Source organism: Pseudomaricurvus sp. (assembly GCF_965662505.1).
In the GTDB taxonomy this organism is placed as follows: Bacteria; Pseudomonadota; Gammaproteobacteria; order Pseudomonadales; family Cellvibrionaceae; genus Pseudomaricurvus.
Map to the genome: position 1 here is coordinate 1 of NZ_CBFIHX010000038.1, position 17,547 is coordinate 17,547.

Consider the following 17,547-nt stretch of genomic DNA (forward strand, 5'->3'; position numbering starts at 1 on the left):
CTTAACGGCACACGCCAACCACCGGCGCCTTCCACCAGAGCCAGATCCGAAGGCTGCATCAGTACACCGCTGCAAAATCCCGCCAGACGGACAACCGACAGCTGTTTGTCTTCTTGCATCGCGGCAATGTGAGGAGCAATCGGTGGTTCAAACGCCACCGGATTGACCTGCTCGTAGGCCAGCTCCATCGTCATGGCGTCCTGCAACGCCAGAGCGTCACCGTTGCGCAAACCCTCGTCAGTCTGTTCACAGCCCGCCGCTACCGGTTTTACGGCAGCAGTGGTTAATCCCTGCTGTCGGGCTTTTTCCAAGATGCCACAGGCAACCAGAGTTTTGCCCACATCGGTGCAAGTGCCCGCGATAAAAAATTTGTGTTTGGCCATATCGAATACTATTCGCTCTTGGTGATTTCCAGATAAAACACTTCATAGGTGGCAGTCAGTTTGTTATCTGACTGTCGGAATTGTTCATAAGCCTGCTTAAAGCGGGTCAGTCGCTGGCGACCGGTCAAGCCAGAACTTTGACCGTGATTCATATTGTGCGCACCCAGCGTTTTGAGTTCGTAGGTGAGGTCGCGCACCTGATCGTAGCGCAACACAATCTGTTCCGACTCCCAGTTTTCCAGCGTTAAGCTGGCATCCGCGATCGCCGTTCGCACATCCGCTTCCGCGGCAAAATGATTAACGTGGGTGTAGTTATCCACCTCACTCCAGGCAGCCCGCAATTCGTGCAAGGTATCCGGCCCAAGCGTCGCGAGACACAGGCGACCACCGGGCTTGAGTATTCGTTTCAGCTCTGAAAATAATTGCGGCAGGTTGGCACACCACTGAATCGCCAGAGAGGAGAACACACCGGACACAGACTCGTCGGCCAGAGGGATCGCTTCTGCGTCACCACACAACCATTGAATCGTTTCTGCACCGTGGGTTTTGCGACAGTGCGACAACATGCCTTCGGACAAATCCAGACCGACGACCGATTCGCAGCGCTCCACCAGATGCGGAGTAAAGTAACCCGTGCCGCAGCCCAGATCGAGCCAGGCGCCGCGGTTATCCGGCTCGACGTGTGACAACAGTGCATGGCCAATCTGACGCTGCAACCCCGCCACTGAATCGTATTTTTCCGCCGCACGACCGAAAGAATCAGCCACCTTGCGCTTGTCCACGGCATAATGAACCGCATCCACAAAGGCCAGGGTTTCTTTAATCACAAGCTCGGGCGCCGACCAGTGCAGAGCGTGAGCGCAGTCATCCACAACCTTCACATTTTGCTGTCGGTTGAGTGTGCGCATGGATTGTGCGGACTGAACCGGCACCAACGCATCGTCACTCGCCAACAAATGCACGCCGGGTTGCATCAGGGACGCAAAACTTGACCGGTTATCCAGATCAGCCAGCCAGCTCAACCCATCACGCCAATAAAGCTGTTTTTGACCTGACGCCTCCCATGCCGCTTGTGATTGCTGACGCAACGCTTTTAACAGGCTGCGTTCGTTTTCAGCGTCGCCCTTTGCCATCAATCCTGCAAAGCGCTTTAACGTGAGTTCGGGGGATTCATCAAAACCTAATGTAAATGCATCGAATTCATGGCGAGTCATAGCGCTCGACCATTCATCGGATGCCACAAATGTCAGATTGCTAGCCAAGGTCATTAAGCCTAAGACACGCTGAGGGTATTGCGCCGCCATGTGCGTTGCCAACATCCCCCCGAGAGACCACCCCAATAACAGAAAACGGTTCGGCAGCACGGCCATCAATTTAGCGCAATAGTCTTCGGGGGTTTGAATCATCACCGGCTCGCCACGGTAACCAAAACCCGGTAAATCCACCACGATGACATCCAGCGTTTGATTCAACCTGTCCAGCAGGGGTTGCCAGCTGCGTGAATCACACCCCCAGCCGTGCAACAGCACCAACGGCTCGGCGTATTGGCGTGAGGCCGTGGCCGGTAGCGTTTGCAGGGACACCTCTGCAATCGCTGAAGGCTCAGCAGTTGAATGATCCGAAGCTGAATGTTCCACCGAACAACCCATCACAATAACGACGCCTCAGCGGGCAAGGATTTCACCGCGACTTCGAGGGCGGCCAACAATCCCTCGACCTGTTCGGCAGAATGCGCAGCCGATAGCGTAACTCGTAAACGAGAAGTGCCTTTCGGCACGGTGGGAGGACGAATCGCGCCCACCCAGTAACCTTGAGTCTGCAGTAGTTCCGACACTTTCAGCGTCGTCTCTGCATCACCAAACACCACAGGCTGAATCGCGGTCGACGATGCCATCAGCTGCAAACCCAGTTGCTGTGCACCAGTGCGAAACTGTTCGATCAGCTGCTGTAAATGGCTTCGTCTCCACGCCTCGTCCTGCATCACCTTCAGGCTGGCACGGGTCGCTGCGGCCACGGCGGGCGGCATGGCGGTGGTGTAAATATAGGGGCGCGCCTGCTGGATCAGGGTTTCAATCAACACGTCACTGCCAGCCACAAACGCCCCGAAGGAACCGGCACCCTTGCCCAGCGTGCCCATCACAATTGGCAGCTGCGACTGATCCAGACCAAAGTACTCTGCCGTTCCGGCCCCGGTCTCACCGAGACAACCAAAGACGAGGGCGTCGTCCATCAACAGCCAGTCAATGTGTTGCTGCGCCAACGCTGCCAACTCCGGCAGAGGCGCCAGATCGCCATCCATACTGAACACGCCGTCGACCACAATCAGTTTGCGATCGCTGTCACTGCGGGACAGCTTTTTCTCAAGGTCATAGAGATCATTGTGCAGAAAGCGCTGAAAACGGGCGCCGGACAACAGCCCGCCATCCAGCAGAGAAGCGTGATTGAGTTTGTCTTCAAAGATCGCGTCGCCCTTGCCCACCAGCGCGCCAATGGTACCGAGGTTGGCCATATAACCGGTGGAGAACAGCAGCGCCCGATCACGCCCCATAAACGCCGCCAGCTCTTCTTCCAGCGCATGATGTTCATGACTGTGGCCACTGACCAAATGAGAGGCACCGCTGCCCACACCGTAAATATCCGCTGCACTTTTAAACGCACTGACAATGGCAGGATGATTGGCGAGGCCGAGGTAATCGTTGCTGCAAAAGCTGATCAGCTGGACACCATCCACCGTCACCTGCGCGCTCTGGGCACTGCTCAGGGTACGGCGACGACGGTAGAGGTGAGCTTGCTGACGCTCTTTCAGAGCTGGAGCAAGAACCTGCTCCAGAGAGGACGCCTGTGACTGTCGTTGATCACTCATTCGGGCTGATCACTTGGTAAAACACAGGCCCGCCGCCGTTACTTGGCGGCAGCGTTGTAGAAGAATTTGTCGTTTTTCGCCGCTTCCATGGACTGAAGCACACTCGCTTCCTGCTCAGTTTCGTCTTCGTGCACTTCGTACTTTTCAGTATTGATGCCCAGACGCTTCAGCAGTTGCATATCTTTGTTGGCTTCAGGGTTTGGCGTGGTCAACAGCTTCTCACCGTAGAAGATGGAGTTGGCTCCGGCCATAAACGCCATGGACTGCATCTGCTCGTTCATTTCTTCGCGACCGGCGGACAGACGCACGTGAGACTTCGGCATGATGATGCGGGCTACCGCAATGGTGCGGATAAAATCGAACGGATCGAGATCTGCCTGATCCGCCAGCGGCGTGCCTTCAACACGTACCAGCATGTTCACAGGGACTGACTCTGGATGCTTTTCCATGGTGGCCAGCTGATGCAGCAGACCGACGCGATCGGACTGACCTTCACCCATACCGACGATACCACCGCTGCAGACTTTCATGCCTGCCGCGCGCACGTTACCCAGCGTATTCAGACGATCCTGATAGGTGCGGGTGGTGATGATGTCGCCGTAAAACTCGGGCGAGGTATCCAGATTGTGGTTGTAGTAATCCAGACCGGCACCGGCCAGCTCGGTGGCCTGATCTTCGCTGACCATACCCAGTGTCATGCAGGTTTCCAGACCCAGCGCTTTCACGTCTTTTACCATCTGGGTGACGTAGGGCATGTCTTTTTTCTTGGGCGAGCGCCAGGCGGCGCCCATGCAGAAACGGGTAGCGCCGCTGGCTTTGGCCGCGCGAGCTTCTTCCAGCACCGCTTCAACCTTCATCAGGCGCTCTTTTTCGAGGCCAGTGTCGTAGCGAGCGCTCTGCGGGCAATATTTGCAATCTTCCGGACAGGCACCGGTTTTGATGGAGCACAGGGTGCTGATCTGGACTTCATTGGGATCGAAGTGCTGACGGTGCACCACCTGCGCCTGAAACATCAGGTCGTTGAATGGCAGGTCAAACAAAGCCGCAATCTCGTCGCGGGTCCAATCGTTGCGAATCGTGTCAGTGGTGCCCATAATCCAAAGTTCCTGTTAACCCTGAGGTTCTATTAACTCAAACGTTCTATATAACCGTTCTATCTAGCCAAAGCGCTTGGATAACCCAAGTTCATGGAGAACCAAAGCTCTTGGCAGACCTGCCTACGGGGGAAATCCGCCGTCAAAGGTCAAAATAATACGAAAACATGAAGCTACAAATGATAGCGGCACGGATATCGCTGTCAACCAAAAAACAGAAACAGGGTTAACTAATCCGGTTTCCCGCCCAATTTGATCACGGAAGATCACCATGCCCCACCCGTTTATCAAACTTTTGCGCCAGACTCTCCCCCACCAGGTGTGCCGCTACTGCATGGCGCCTTCGGCGGAGGGTGCGCTCTGCACACACTGCCAGGATGCCCTCCTCGACCTCAAACCCCGCTGTTTTCGCTGCGCTCTGCCACTGAATGATCCGGCGGGCATCTGCGGCGAGTGCCTCGCCAACCCGCCCGCCTTTGAGCGCACCCTGTGTGCCGACAGCTATCGTCCACCCATCAGCTACTGGCTACAAAACTTTAAGGATTACAGGGACTTGCGAGACGGCCACCTGCTCGTCCAGCGTCTGATACAAGAGCTTGAAACAGCCTATAGAGCCGACGACCTTCCCGATTATCTGATTCCCGTGCCGCTTCACTGGCGTCGAGCCCTGTGGCGCAGCTTCAATCAGGCCAGCTGGATGGCCGAGCAGTTGCGCGCACACTTCGACATTCCGGTTATTCAGGCACTGCGACGCACACGTCCTGGCAGCGATCAGCGTCACCTCAGCCGGCAGGATCGGCTGCGCAACTTGAGAGCGGTCTTCCAGCTTCAATCCGACAGAAGAATTCATGAGCATTTGCAAAACCGTCATCTGGCAGTGATTGATGACGTTATCACCACCACCGCGACTGCCCGAGCCATCAGCGCCGAACTGCGCCGCCAAGGTGCTGGTCGCGTAGACATCTGGTGTCTCGCAAGGACCGACAAAACCCATCTTTCGTATTAGATTTAGCGACCTTCGTATTAGACGTTCGAAGCCAATTACGGCACAATCGACCGGTCATTGACCCACGGCAAATGCCTTACAGGGTCACCGGTCCACCTATGAAAAAAGTGACCAGCAAGTCACGCAAGAGCGACGACGAGCACCTATAATTCAGTACACTCGGGAACGCCCTTTGAGCGTCCCCCCATCTGCACGCAGTGAACGGGATCATCATGTCAGAGAAAAACGTAGTAATCAGTGGTTCCGGTCTTTGGACCCCAGCCAACACCGTCACCAACGAAGAGCTGGTGGAAGCCTACAACGGCTATGCCGAAAAATATAACGCTGAACACGCCGCTGAGATCGAAGCCGGGTCGCTGGCCGCCAAGCCGCTGTCCAGCGCCGAATTCATTACCAAAGCTTCCGGCATCAAGAGCCGATACGTATACCGCAAAGAGGGCATCCTCGACATCAACCGTATGCGCCCGCAGTTTGAAGAGCGCGGCGACGACGAACTGTCTCACCAAGCGGAAATTGCCCTGCACGCGGCTCGCAAAGCTCTGGCAGCAGCCAACAAGAAACCGGAAGACGTAGACGCCGTGATTGTCTCCTGCGCCTACACCCAGCGCTCCTACCCGGCCATTGCCATCGAAGTACAGAACGAGCTGGGCATCAAAGGCTTCGGCTTTGACATGCTGGTAGCCTGCTCCGCCGCCACCTTTGCTCTGCAGCGCGCCTACGAAATGGTAAAAGCTGGCACCGCTAAATGTGTGCTGGCGATCAATCCCGAACTGACCTCGCCGCAAAACAACTGGCGCGACCGGGACAGCCATTTTATTTTTGGCGATGTTGCCACGGCGACCATCGTCGAGTCCTCCGAGACTTGTAACAGCGAACACAGCTACGACATCCTCGATACCAAGGCCATCACCAGCTTCTCCAGCAACATCCGCTCAAACTTTGGTTACACGTCTTACGCCGATGACAGCGATCCTTACGCCGAGGATAAGTTCTTTATCCAGCAGGGCCGTAAAGTCTTTAAAGAAGTGTGTCCCATGGCCGCCGAGCACATCAGCAGCCAGCTGGAATCCCTGGGCATTCAGATCAGCGACCTGAAACGCTGGTGGCTGCATCAGGCCAACATCAATATGAACCTGCTGATCAGCAAACGTCTGCTGAGTCGTGACGCCACCGCCGAGGAAGCACCGATTGTGCTGGATCGTTACGCCAACACCGCGTCGGCCGGCTCCTTGATTGCCTTCAACCTGCATCATGAAGATCTGCAATCCGGCGACCTCGGTCTGATCTGCTCCTTCGGCGCAGGTTATTCCATTGGTAGTCTGGTGCTGAAGAAGCGTTAATCTCTTCTGCTCAGCGTCGACCCGAAAGGCCCGTTGATCGGGCCTTTTTTTATTCTGCCGGTTGATAGGCTGCGTTTTATTCTGCGCGTCGGCATCTTTACGCGTAAACTACGATTCACACGCCATAACCTTCTAAAGTGCTTACTATGAACGATTCAGTACCCTCTACAGTTCACCCCTACGAAGCACTGACACCCGACGTGGTGTTAAACGCCGTGGAAGCGGAAGGCTATTTTTGTGACGGTCGCAATCTGGCGCTCAACAGTTACGAAAACCGCGTTTATCAGGTTGGCATTGAAGACAGCCAGCCGTTGATCGCCAAGTTTTACCGCCCCAACCGCTGGAGCCGCGCACAAATTCAGGAAGAACACGATTTCTGTGCCGAACTGGTGGAGAATGATCTGCCTGTTGTTCCGCCCATGCCCGACGCCGATGGCAACACCATTCGCGATCACGGCGGTTTTATGTTTGCCCTGTTTGAACGTCGAGGCGGACACGCGCCGGAACTGGACAACCTCAGCAACTTGGAAATCATGGGGCGCTTTCTCGGCCGCATGCACAACATCGGCTACCTGAAACCGTTTGAGAACCGTCCCTCCATTAACATCGAGACCTACGCCCTGGACAGCATTGAGTTTCTGATGGACAACCAGTTTATTCCGATGGAGCTGGAAACGTCTTACCGCACCCTGACCGATGATCTGGTGAAAATCATCGAACAGCGCTTTTCAGAAACCCACTTTGAAACCCTGCGCCTGCACGGCGACTGCCACCCTGGCAACGTCCTGTGGCGTGACGACATTCCTAACTTTGTCGATTTCGACGATACTCGCAGCGGGCCTGCGGTTCAGGATTTGTGGATGCTGTTGTCAGGCAGCGAACGCGATCAGCAACAGGGACAACTGAACAAAATCCTTTCCGGCTATCAACAGTTTTGTCGCTTTAACGGCGGCGAATTAAATCTGGTGGAATCTCTGCGCACGCTGCGCATCATGAATTACAGCGCCTGGCTGGCTCGCCGCTGGGAAGACCCCGCCTTCCCTCACAGCTTTCCCTGGTTCAACACCCAGCGCTACTGGTCGGATCATATTTTGACCCTGCGCGAGCAATTGGCCGCACTGCAAGAACCGCCGCTGTCGATGCCCTGGTAAACGACACGACTGGTCAATTAAACCCAGAATCGCGATAATGTCCGCATACTGTCGTGCCACTACGGACGTCGCTCACCCTGCCGCAGGAGCCTGTTATATGTCGGAGACGCTGAACACCGAAACCTCGACCGATGCTATCTGGATCACCATTCGTGACGAGACAAAACAACAGGCTGCCGACGAACCCATTCTGGCGAGCTTTTATCACGCCACCATTCTCAACCACCTGAGCCTGGAAGACGCTCTGAGTTTTCATCTGGCCAACAAACTCGACAGCCCGGCCGCGTCGGCCATGCAGGTGCGCGAAGTTGTGCAGATGACACTCAACAGCGATCCGTCCATTGGCGAAGCCATGCGCGCGGATCTGACGGCGATTAGAGATCGGGATTCCGCCTGCGATAACCTTTCCACCCCGTTTTTGTTTTTTAAAGGCTTTCATGCCTTACAGGCGCACCGCGTGGGACACTGGCTGTGGAACAACAATCGTCGGGAAATGGCGCTGTTTCTGCAGAATCGAATCTCCAGCGTGTTTGCCGTCGACATCCATCCCGCCGCCCGCATCGGCAAGGGGATCATGCTGGATCACGCCACCGGCATCGTCGTCGGGGAAACTGCAATGGTAGAAGATAACGTCTCCATCATGCAGCAGGTGACTCTAGGCGGCACCGGTAAAGAGTCCGGCGACCGTCACCCGAAAATCCGTGCCGGTGTGATGATCGGTCCGGGGGCGAAAATTCTGGGCAATATAGAAGTGGGCGAAGGCGCAAAAGTCTGTGCCGGCAGCGTGGTGTTAAAACCCGTCGCGGCGCACACCGTAGTGACCGGCGTCCCCGCCAAAGAAGTGGGCAAGCTGGACTGTCAGCCGGCGATGGATATGAATCAAAACATCTAAACCGGACGGCTCAATCCGTTCAAACCATATCCACTCAAACTATACGCTCTCAAACTATATCCGCTCAAAAGGAAAGGCCAGCAACTTGCGGATGTCGGTACAACCGGTTACCAACATCAGTAACCGATCCACCCCCAAAGCCACGCCCGCGCAATCGGGCATGCCGGCATTCAGCGCACTGACCAGATGCTGATCGATGGGGTATTGAGGAAGCTTCATCGCACGGCGTTTTGCCAGATCATCCTGCAGACGCTGCGCCTGTTCCGCACCGTCACACAATTCCCAGTAACCATTCGCCAACTCAACGCCGCCCACATAGGCTTCAAAACGCTTGGCGACCGTCTCTCCAACAGAGTCCACGCCCTTTCGTGCAAGGGCTGCCTGACTGGCGGGAAAATCGTACACCAGCACCAGGCCGCCTCCCATACGCGGTTCAATCACGTGGGTCATCAACACATCGAGCCAGACGTCCCGATCGTCGTCATCCCAGTGAATATCGCTGTGCTGCTGGGCAATCTGCTTCAACTCTGAGGCGCTGGCAGTGTGTGGATCAATGGACAGCTCGCGCTGAAATATCTCGCGATAAGACAGACGCTCCACCGACGACAGCGCCACACAGGCGCCAATCAATTCAGTGACTTCCTCCATCAACTGCTGATCGTTCCACCCCAGCCGATACCATTCGAGCATAGTGAATTCAGGATTGTGGCGACGACCGGCCTCACCGTTGCGGAAGGCTTTGTTCAGGCTGTAGATATCACCACTGCCCGCCGACAGCAGGCGTTTCATAAAGAATTCAGGGGAGGTTTGCAGATACAGCGTTTCACCACTGACCTGAGCCGGAATGCTGTCGATGTGCGGATCGGACACCGCCGCGCGGGAGAGAGAAGGCACATCCACTTCGCTCACCTGACGCTGATAAAAAAAATCACGGATGCCACGGTAAAGTTCCGCCCGCTGCTGCAGTGCCGCCAGAGACGCCGAAGGTCGCCAATCAGATGAGGTCATGAAGGATTAAACCGGTTCAAAGGAAAAAATAAACGACACTGACAAAGCATAGATAAAGTCCGACCAATAAAAAAGGCCGGTGAGCATTTCGCCCACCGGCCTTTCGGAATCCACGTCAGTAATCAGGATTCTTTGGAGCGCCCCTGGTATTCGCCCGTACGGGTATCCACACGAACGACATCGCCGATGGAAAGGAACAGAGGAACCTTGACGACAGCACCCGTGGACAGTGTCGCAGGCTTGGTGCCGCCGTTGGCAGTATCGCCTTTGACACCCGGATCGGTATCGACAATTTCCAAATCCACATGATTAGGAGGGCTCACGGCCAGCGGGGATCCGTTATACAGAGTGACCACAACCGTATCCTGTTCTTTTAACCACTTGGCGTTGTCACCTACCGCTTTGGCATCTGCCTGGTGCTGTTCGAACGTGTTGGGCTCCATAAAGTGCCAGAACTCACCGTCGGAATAGAGATATTCCATGTCGTGGTCCATGACATCCGCCGCCTCCAGACTCTCGCCAGATTTGAAGGTACGCTCCCAGACCCGGCCGGAGTTCAGGTTGCGCAGTTTGACGCGGTTAAAGGCCTGACCTTTGCCAGGCTTAACAAATTCGTTGTCCAGAATGGCACAAGGTTCGCCATCCAGCATCACCTTCATGCCACTGCGGAATTCATTCGTGGAGTATGTACCCATGGTTTATCTCGTCTTTTCCAGTTCTAGTGTTCTGCGCTATAAGCGCCATTGTCAGCGCAGCGTATGCTTCAAAGAGGCGGCATTATAGCGCAGGGATGGGCAGAAGATAACCACGCAGCTCCGGCAATGGGTATTGCCCTTATCCCAATTACATCCAACCCCACATGTCGGTACAATAGTGTCCGCACTCCCCGCAGATCGTTATGAGCCCCTGATGTCGCAATTATTCCCGCACCAGCCAGTCAACACCTGGCAGGAAGAACTGATTCAGTCCATTCGGGATCCCCGGGAGCTGCTGGAATACCTGCAATTGCCCACGGAATTACTGCCCCAGGCCCAGGCGGCCAGCCAGCTGTTTGAGCTGCGAGCGCCAAGGCCCTATCTGGACCGCATTACCAAGGGCGATGTGAACGATCCACTGCTGAAACAGATCTTGCCCCTCACGGACGAGCTCACCGAAACCCCCGGCTACAGCAATGACCCACTGCAAGAAGCCGACAGCAATCCCACTCAGGGGCTGGTGCATAAATACCACGGCCGGGTGCTGTTGATCGTGGCTCCCAATTGCGCCATCAACTGCCGCTATTGCTTTCGACGGGCGTTTCCCTATGAGGACAACAACCCCAGCCGCCAGCAGTGGCAACAGGTGTTTGACGCGATCCGCGCCGACGACACCATTCGTGAAGTGATTTTCAGCGGTGGCGACCCGCTGGCCAGTCCCGACCGGCAACTGCAGTGGATGGTAGATCAGCTGGTGGACATTCCCCACATACGGCGTCTGCGGGTACACACCCGCCTGCCCATCGTCATTCCCCAGCGCATCACCCGTGAAACCCTGGGCTGGCTGGCCGAAACCCGCCTGCAAAGTGTGCTGGTCCTGCACACCAACCACCCCAACGAACTGGATGAAGCCGTTAGCCAGGGCATTACTTTGCTCCGTGACGCCGGCGTCACTGTCCTGAATCAGGCGGTCCTGCTGAAAGGGGTGAATGATGACCTGGACACTCAGGTAAACCTCAACGAAAAACTCTTCGCGGCAGGCGTTTTACCCTATTACCTGCACCTGCTGGACAAGGTTCAGGGTGCAGCGCATTTTGCGATAGACGATGCCGATGCTATCGCCCTGCACCAGCAAATGCAGACCAGGCTTCCCGGCTTTCTGGTACCCAAGCTCGCCAGAGAAGAGCCCGGCGCCTTAAATAAAACCCTGATTCGCTAAATAAACGCAATAATCGGCCGTTTATATACCTGAAGCCTAGTAAATACCTTCTATAATGGGTAAAAAGGTATTAACAACCTAAAAAGCGATGACGTGTCAAAGACTTATGTACCACACCTGACACCCAGCCACGCCAAAAACGATAACGAAGCATTAATGAAGCCTGATACAGCCATACTGGAACTGGTCCACCGACTGCGTCTGCCCGAGCAAACCCAGCCCATCTTGGGCTTTTGCCAGAGCAACCGTCCCGCCAAAGTGGCGCAATGGGCCGAACAACTGCCCGCCATTCGGGTTAATCACACCAGTGTTGTGCTTTACCAGGCTCTGCCCGAAGTCAGCCGTCTGGATACAACGCCCGGCAACCGGCTGCAAATCCTCGAACACCTGCGCCCCTATGTACAGCAGTGCATCCAGGGGTTGACCAAGTCATTTCTCGGCCAACCGCTGATCATGCCCGACAGCGCCATGAAAACCGCAACCATCGCTCAGGCCCTGCAAAAGCATACGAGCAATGGCTACAGTCTGGTGGTTCGCGGAATGATAGAAAAACAACCTGACGGTAAATTCAAAGACGACAGCGCCAAGCGTTTGGGACTGTCGATTCACCGCGCCATCAGCGGCATGGGTCTGCAACTGCTGCGCAACTCCCAAATCTACACACCGGTGTCGAATCAATACTGGCTGGAGCTTTATTCGCTCTATGCCTTGGCAGAGACTCTGGATCTGCTACCAACCACCTATCACGATCCATTGTTGAAGCAACAGTCGAAGACGTCCATTGACCAGGCTTTTCAGCGTGTTCTGCTACTGGCCTGTAGCCACCACAGTCAGCTGCGCCAGCAGGAGACAGAGATTATCTATGACGCTCTGGAGACCTGGAGCTCACTGTGCCATTTGTCCCCGCTGGGCAAAGACCCTGACAATCGCTACGCCATCAACCTCAATGACAATCTCGCACCCTGCTACAAGAGCCAGCTTCAGGGCGATAATGCTCCCGACACAAACCGTAACGCCCTGCGCGAGCTGAACCTGAAGCCCCTGCTCAACAGTCTGAAGCGAATTGAAGAGCAAGGCAGTAGCGAACACGATCCGATCACCATACCCGCCAGTCTCGGCAGCCGGTTGCTGACCCATGCCATCGGTGCTTGGGGAGAAGAGTTCCGCCGCTATCAACCGCGCAAACCCTCCAAAAACACGCTGGAAATCGCTGTTGGCATTCCCTGCGCCCATTACCATCTGGCTGGCCAGGAAAGCTTTGACAGTTTCTTGCATGAACGCTGCCAGGCACGGAATCCGATGAGCAGACAATATCGTGTTCAGGGGTTAAGTGCCGACTACGACCCGTGGGATGAAGCCTTTGATGCCGAACCGGGAACGCGCACTCACACGGAAAAGCCCCTTAACATCCCCAGTGACGCACCTGTGGCCATGAACAGCAAATACCCGCTGTATAAAATTCAAATATCCGACATCAGCAGCGGCGGTTTTGGCCTGAGTTGGCACCAACAAATCCCGTCACAAGTGAAGACTGGCGAACTGGTGGCTGTTCGCGATCCAGAAACGCCCGACTGGAGCCTCGGCGTTATCCGCTGGGTCAAACAGCACAAGGGCATGTCGCAGATGGGGATTCAGCTGATCGCTCAACAAGCGCAGGCGGTTGCCGTACAGCAGCTGCAGAAATCCGGCAGGGACAATGTCTACATGCGCGGCCTGAGCTCGAGCAAGGCAGGCACCAAACTGAATGAGAAAGCGCTGATCACTGCCAGCTATCCATTTCGGGCCGGCAACAAGGCGCGCCTCAATAACCTGGGCGACACTTGCACAGTGCAGTTGAGCCAGCTGCTCTACAGCAGCTCCAGTATCAACCTGTTTCGCTATCGGGCCATCGAGTCCGCCCACCGGGACACTGATGGCTCCGATGACTTGCCGCCCGAGGCAGAAAATTTTCCGGAAGACTGGTAGTCCGAAGCCTGTTCCGCAGTCTACTCCGAAGCCTCTAGAGCAACGCCTCTGCCAGCGTTTAAGGCATTTGATGTTCTGGTTCTGCAACATATGTCACATAATTCATTTCGGAGCCACTGGCGGCTTTGAGCAGGGTTTTATTTAGCGTAGTCTGTCTTTCTGTGCGCCCAGCCGTTAGAATCCATAGCACTATGCCATTTGGAACAAAAGTACCAACTAGCAAGGAATCATAACCAGAGGCGGCGCAGCAACGATGAACTGCACTAACGACACGGAACCTCTGCTCGCACCGAACCGAAGAACAGCTAGCAGGATTTTCGAACAACCGAGTGCAGTTTTGAACAAGCAAGTACCATGATGTTATCTGCCCTATGCAGATCAGACCTCGCCCAAGCTTGAACAGGGAAAAACAACCGCAGTATGAACGCCAACGAGACCATCCGTCTTCTGATCATCAACGACTCCCGCAAAGAAGTGGAACGTTTGATCAGTATGCTCAACAACGCCGGCCGGCCCACCCGGGCGCAGCACGTCGAAAGCGAAGAAGTTCTAACCAAACTGCTGCAGGAGCAAAGCTGGGATCTGCTGATCGCAGAAGACAGCTGCACCCAACTCCCTCCGGCCAACGCCCTGCGCCAAATCAAGCGACTGAACAAAGACGTACCCATGATTCTGGTCAGCGAGAAAGCCGCTGAAGAAAGCATCGATGCCAATCAGGCGGTGGTTGACGGCCTCAAAGTCGGCGCCAGCGATGTCGTGCCTCTGGACCAGGATCAACACCTGCTGCTGGTCATCCAGCGGGAAATGGAAAACCGCGAACAGCGCCAACAGCGCCGCCGTGCGGACCACAAACTCAAAGAGGCGGAGCGTCGCAGCCAACAATTACTCGACAGCTCCCGCGATGCCATCGCCTATGTCCAGGACGGCATGTACCTCTACGCCAACCAGTCTTTCGCCGATCGTTTCGGCTACAATGATCGTGACGACATCGAGTGCATGCCGGTCATCGACATGGTCAATGACCAAGACCAGAAACACGTTAAGCAATTCCTGAAGGACTTCACCCTCAAAGGCGACGAGGCCGAAAACTGTCAGCTCAACTTCAGCGGCATCACCCACGACGGCGCCACTGCCAACATCAGTCTGGATGTCGCTCAGGCTGTCTATGATGAAGAGTCCTGTATCGAATTTGTGATCCGGGCCAGTCAGGCCAACAACGAACAGCTTGAGGCCGAACTGCAAAAGATCAAGGATCAGGATCTGGTCACCGGCCTCTACAACCGACTGTATCTGGTGGAGCAGCTGGAAAAAGAAGTCTCCAGGGCTATCAACGAAGGCAGCACTACGACCGTTCTGTACATCGAAGTCGACAAGTTTTTCGAGCACATCCAAACCCAGATGGGAGTTGCCGGCTCTGATCTGGCACTGAGCGATCTGGCGTCGCTACTGCGCAAACACGCCCTCCCCGGAGAGACTCTGGCGCGCTTTGGTGACGACTCCTTTATGCTGCTGGCGCCCAACCAGAACGCGCAGCAATCGCTGGATCGCGCCGAACTTATCCGCAAGGAAATTGAACAGCACATTATCGATGTGGATGGGAAAACCGTTCAGGCCACCACGACGATTGGTGTTTCCGTGTTAAATGAAACCTCTTCCAGCGCCGAAGAAGTCATTGATGAAGCACTGAAAGCCACCGAAAACTATCGCAGCGAAAGCGATCACAGCGGCAACGGGGTCAAACTTTACGATCCGGAAGTGACTCCGGAAGAAAAAGCCGAAGCGGATATGGCCAACATGATCAAATCCGCGCTGGACAACAACCGCTTTCAGCTGTTGTTCCAGCCCATCATCAGTTTGCGAGGCGCCGAGGACGAGCACTATGAAGTGCTGCTGCGAATGCTCAGTGAAGATGACCAACAGATTTCACCAAACGAATTCCTGGATGCGGCCGCCCAGATCGGTGTCGCCACCAAGATCGACCGCTGGGTGATCCTCGAGACGATTAAGACCCTGTCCGAACATCGCGCCAGTGGTCACAACACCCGGGTGCTGCTAAACCTGAGCCGTGAATCCCTGTGCGACGAGAGTCTGGTCCCCTGGATCGGCGTGGCCTTTAAAGCCGCCGGCCTCACCCCCGAGGCGATCGTATTCCAGGTGGACGAAAGTGATGTAACCAGCCATCTAAATGACGCCAAAACCCTATTCCAGGGGCTCAAAGACATCGGCTGCCAGTCCTCGCTGTGTAACTTTGGCTGCTCCCTGAATCCGTTCAAGACCCTATCTCACGCCCCCTCGGACTACGTGAAAATTCACGGCTCCTTCACTCTCGACATTCAAAAGAACAACGAGGGACCGGAAGCACTCAGCAACATGATCAAGCAACTGCTGGAAGCCAACAAGATCACCATCGTGCCATTCGTGGAACACGCCAGCGTTCTGTCGACGCTGTGGCAGACAGGCGTTCACTACATTCAGGGCCACTACCTGCAGGCACCGACCGCCTCCATGAGTTACGACTTTACGATGGAGGGGTAGAACGAAAGGAGGGATAGAACGGCAGGAGGGGGAGAGCGGAAAGATCGAAGACGGAAGGCTAAACCGAATTGACCGGGCGCCTTCCTGTTATCAGGTTATCTTAAAGTGCATCCCGGTCACGAAAACCGATCAGATACAGAATCCCGTCGAGCCCCAGATTCGAGATCGACTGTTTGGCAGACGCTTTCACCAGAGGTTTGGCCCGGAACGCAATGCCCAACCCGGCAATGCTCAACATGGGCAAATCATTGGCACCATCCCCAACCGCAATCACCTGCTCTAACGACAGATCCTCTTGAGTGGCCAGCTCACGCAATAATTCTGCCTTACGGGCTCCGTCCACAACCACCCCGGAAACATTACCGGTCACCTTGCCGTCCACAATTTCCAATTCATTGGCGTAAACGTAATCGATGCCCAGCTTCTGCTGCAGGTATTTGCCGAAATAATTAAAGCCTCCGGACAGAATGGCTGTTTTGTACCCCAGCTTTTTGAGTGTTGAAATCAGTCGCTCTGCCCCCTCGGTCACTGGCAGTTGCTCAGCGATTTCAGCCAGCACGGATTCATCCAGACCTTTCAGCAACGCCATGCGCCGTGCAAAGCTCTCCTTGAAGTCCAGCTCACCGCGCATGGCAGCCTCGGTAATCTCAATCACCTGATCGCCAACACCTGCGGCCTTGGCCAGCTCGTCGATAACTTCGGCTTCGATCAGCTGGCCTTGGCCAGCTCGTCGATAACTTCGGCTTCGATCAGGGTCGAGTCCATATCAAAGCACACCAGACGACGATTACGGCGGAAGGCATTATCCTCCTGGAAGGCAATATCGGCGTCCAGGCGGCTGGAGAGCTCCATAAACGCTGACCGCAATTCGGCCAGATCGGTGGTAGTACCACGGGCGGAGAATTCCACACAGGCTTTGGTCTGATCACTGTCCGTGTCCAGATCAACCCGCCCCGAGAGACGACTGATGTTGTCGATGTTGAGACCGTGCTCGAGCGCTACGGAAGTCACTTCGGCAATCTGTTCCGCGGTGATACGCCGAGCCAGCAAGGTGACAATGTGGCGATCTTTGCCCTGATGGCTGACCCACTGGCCGTAGCTCTCTTCGCTGATCGGCTGGAAACGCACCTGCATGTCCAGCTCGTGAGCCATAAACAGAATATCTTTGAGCACCGGTGACGATTCTGACACCGCCGGAATCTCCACCAACAACCCCAAAGTGAGATTATCGTGAATGACCGCCTGACCAATATCGAGCACATTGGCTTGGTACTGCCCCAGAATCCGGGTAATGGCGGAGGTGACACCGGGACGATCTTCACCGGAGATATTGATCAAAAGAATTTCTTTCACTCGGAAAACTCAACTGCCTGCATGTTTAAAGTAAAACATTATA

Annotated in this window: 13 protein-coding genes and 1 pseudogene; 7 read left to right on the forward strand and 7 right to left on the reverse strand. The window is 55.3% G+C overall.

Going from position 1 to position 17,547, the window contains the following annotated elements; translation table 11 throughout:
* From bioD to bioB, 4 genes are all read right to left on the reverse strand, one after another.
* Window positions 1-383: dethiobiotin synthase (gene bioD, locus ACTG33_RS07240; RefSeq protein ID WP_439134532.1), on the reverse strand; the 383-nt coding region annotated here is incomplete at its 3' end.
* 8 nt (window positions 384-391) lie between these two features.
* On the reverse strand, window positions 392-2,020 hold the full coding sequence (bioC, locus tag ACTG33_RS07245; RefSeq protein ID WP_439134533.1) for a malonyl-ACP O-methyltransferase BioC: 1,629 nt from the start codon (window positions 2,018-2,020) through the stop codon (window positions 392-394).
* Between the two features lie 11 nt (window positions 2,021-2,031).
* Complete coding sequence (bioF, locus tag ACTG33_RS07250) at window positions 2,032-3,246, reverse strand: 8-amino-7-oxononanoate synthase (protein ID WP_439134534.1); 1,215 nt, start codon at window positions 3,244-3,246, stop codon at window positions 2,032-2,034.
* A gap of 38 nt (window positions 3,247-3,284) precedes the next feature.
* A complete protein-coding gene (bioB, locus tag ACTG33_RS07255; protein ID WP_439134535.1) occupies window positions 3,285-4,340 on the reverse strand; it encodes a biotin synthase BioB in 1,056 nt (351 codons plus the stop codon).
* Between the two features lie 271 nt (window positions 4,341-4,611).
* On the opposite strand from bioB, the gene ACTG33_RS07260 reads away from it, so the two are divergent.
* The 4 genes from ACTG33_RS07260 to cysE all read left to right on the forward strand — a co-directional run bounded on the left by ACTG33_RS07260 (window position 4,612) and on the right by cysE (window position 8,729).
* The gene (locus ACTG33_RS07260; protein WP_439134536.1) at window positions 4,612-5,346 is read left to right on the forward strand and encodes a ComF family protein; all 735 of its coding nucleotides are present in this window, start codon (window positions 4,612-4,614) and stop codon (window positions 5,344-5,346) included.
* A gap of 212 nt (window positions 5,347-5,558) precedes the next feature.
* A complete protein-coding gene (locus ACTG33_RS07265) occupies window positions 5,559-6,686 on the forward strand; it encodes a beta-ketoacyl-ACP synthase III (RefSeq protein WP_439134537.1) in 1,128 nt (375 codons plus the stop codon).
* 146 nt (window positions 6,687-6,832) lie between these two features.
* Window positions 6,833-7,837, forward strand: a complete 1,005-nt coding sequence (locus ACTG33_RS07270; RefSeq protein WP_439134538.1) for a serine/threonine protein kinase — start codon at window positions 6,833-6,835, stop codon at window positions 7,835-7,837.
* Between the two features lie 97 nt (window positions 7,838-7,934).
* Window positions 7,935-8,729, forward strand: a complete 795-nt coding sequence (gene cysE / locus ACTG33_RS07275; protein ID WP_439134539.1) for a serine O-acetyltransferase — start codon at window positions 7,935-7,937, stop codon at window positions 8,727-8,729.
* 54 nt (window positions 8,730-8,783) lie between these two features.
* On the opposite strand, the gene epmA is transcribed toward cysE, so the two are convergent.
* Window positions 8,784-9,737, reverse strand: coding sequence for an EF-P lysine aminoacylase EpmA (gene epmA / locus ACTG33_RS07280; RefSeq protein ID WP_439134540.1), 954 nt, complete (start codon window positions 9,735-9,737; stop codon window positions 8,784-8,786).
* A gap of 122 nt (window positions 9,738-9,859) precedes the next feature.
* The gene (gene efp, locus ACTG33_RS07285; protein ID WP_439134541.1) at window positions 9,860-10,432 is read right to left on the reverse strand and encodes an elongation factor P; all 573 of its coding nucleotides are present in this window, start codon (window positions 10,430-10,432) and stop codon (window positions 9,860-9,862) included.
* Between the two features lie 214 nt (window positions 10,433-10,646).
* Between efp and epmB the strand changes: the two genes are divergently transcribed.
* The 3 genes from epmB (at window position 10,647) to ACTG33_RS07300 (ending at window position 16,151) form a co-directional block, all read left to right on the forward strand.
* Window positions 10,647-11,651, forward strand: a complete 1,005-nt coding sequence (epmB, locus tag ACTG33_RS07290; protein WP_439134542.1) for an EF-P beta-lysylation protein EpmB — start codon at window positions 10,647-10,649, stop codon at window positions 11,649-11,651.
* Window positions 11,652-11,744: 93 nt separating this feature from the next.
* Window positions 11,745-13,616, forward strand: coding sequence for a hypothetical protein (locus tag ACTG33_RS07295; RefSeq protein WP_439134543.1), 1,872 nt, complete (start codon window positions 11,745-11,747; stop codon window positions 13,614-13,616).
* Between the two features lie 420 nt (window positions 13,617-14,036).
* Entirely contained in the window at window positions 14,037-16,151 is a 2,115-nt protein-coding gene (locus tag ACTG33_RS07300) for an EAL domain-containing protein (RefSeq protein ID WP_439134544.1), read from the forward strand.
* 100 nt (window positions 16,152-16,251) lie between these two features.
* Here ACTG33_RS07300 and serB read toward each other — a convergent pair.
* A pseudogene (gene serB, locus ACTG33_RS07305) lies at window positions 16,252-17,504 on the reverse strand (phosphoserine phosphatase SerB).
* Window positions 17,505-17,547 lie beyond the last annotated feature (43 nt).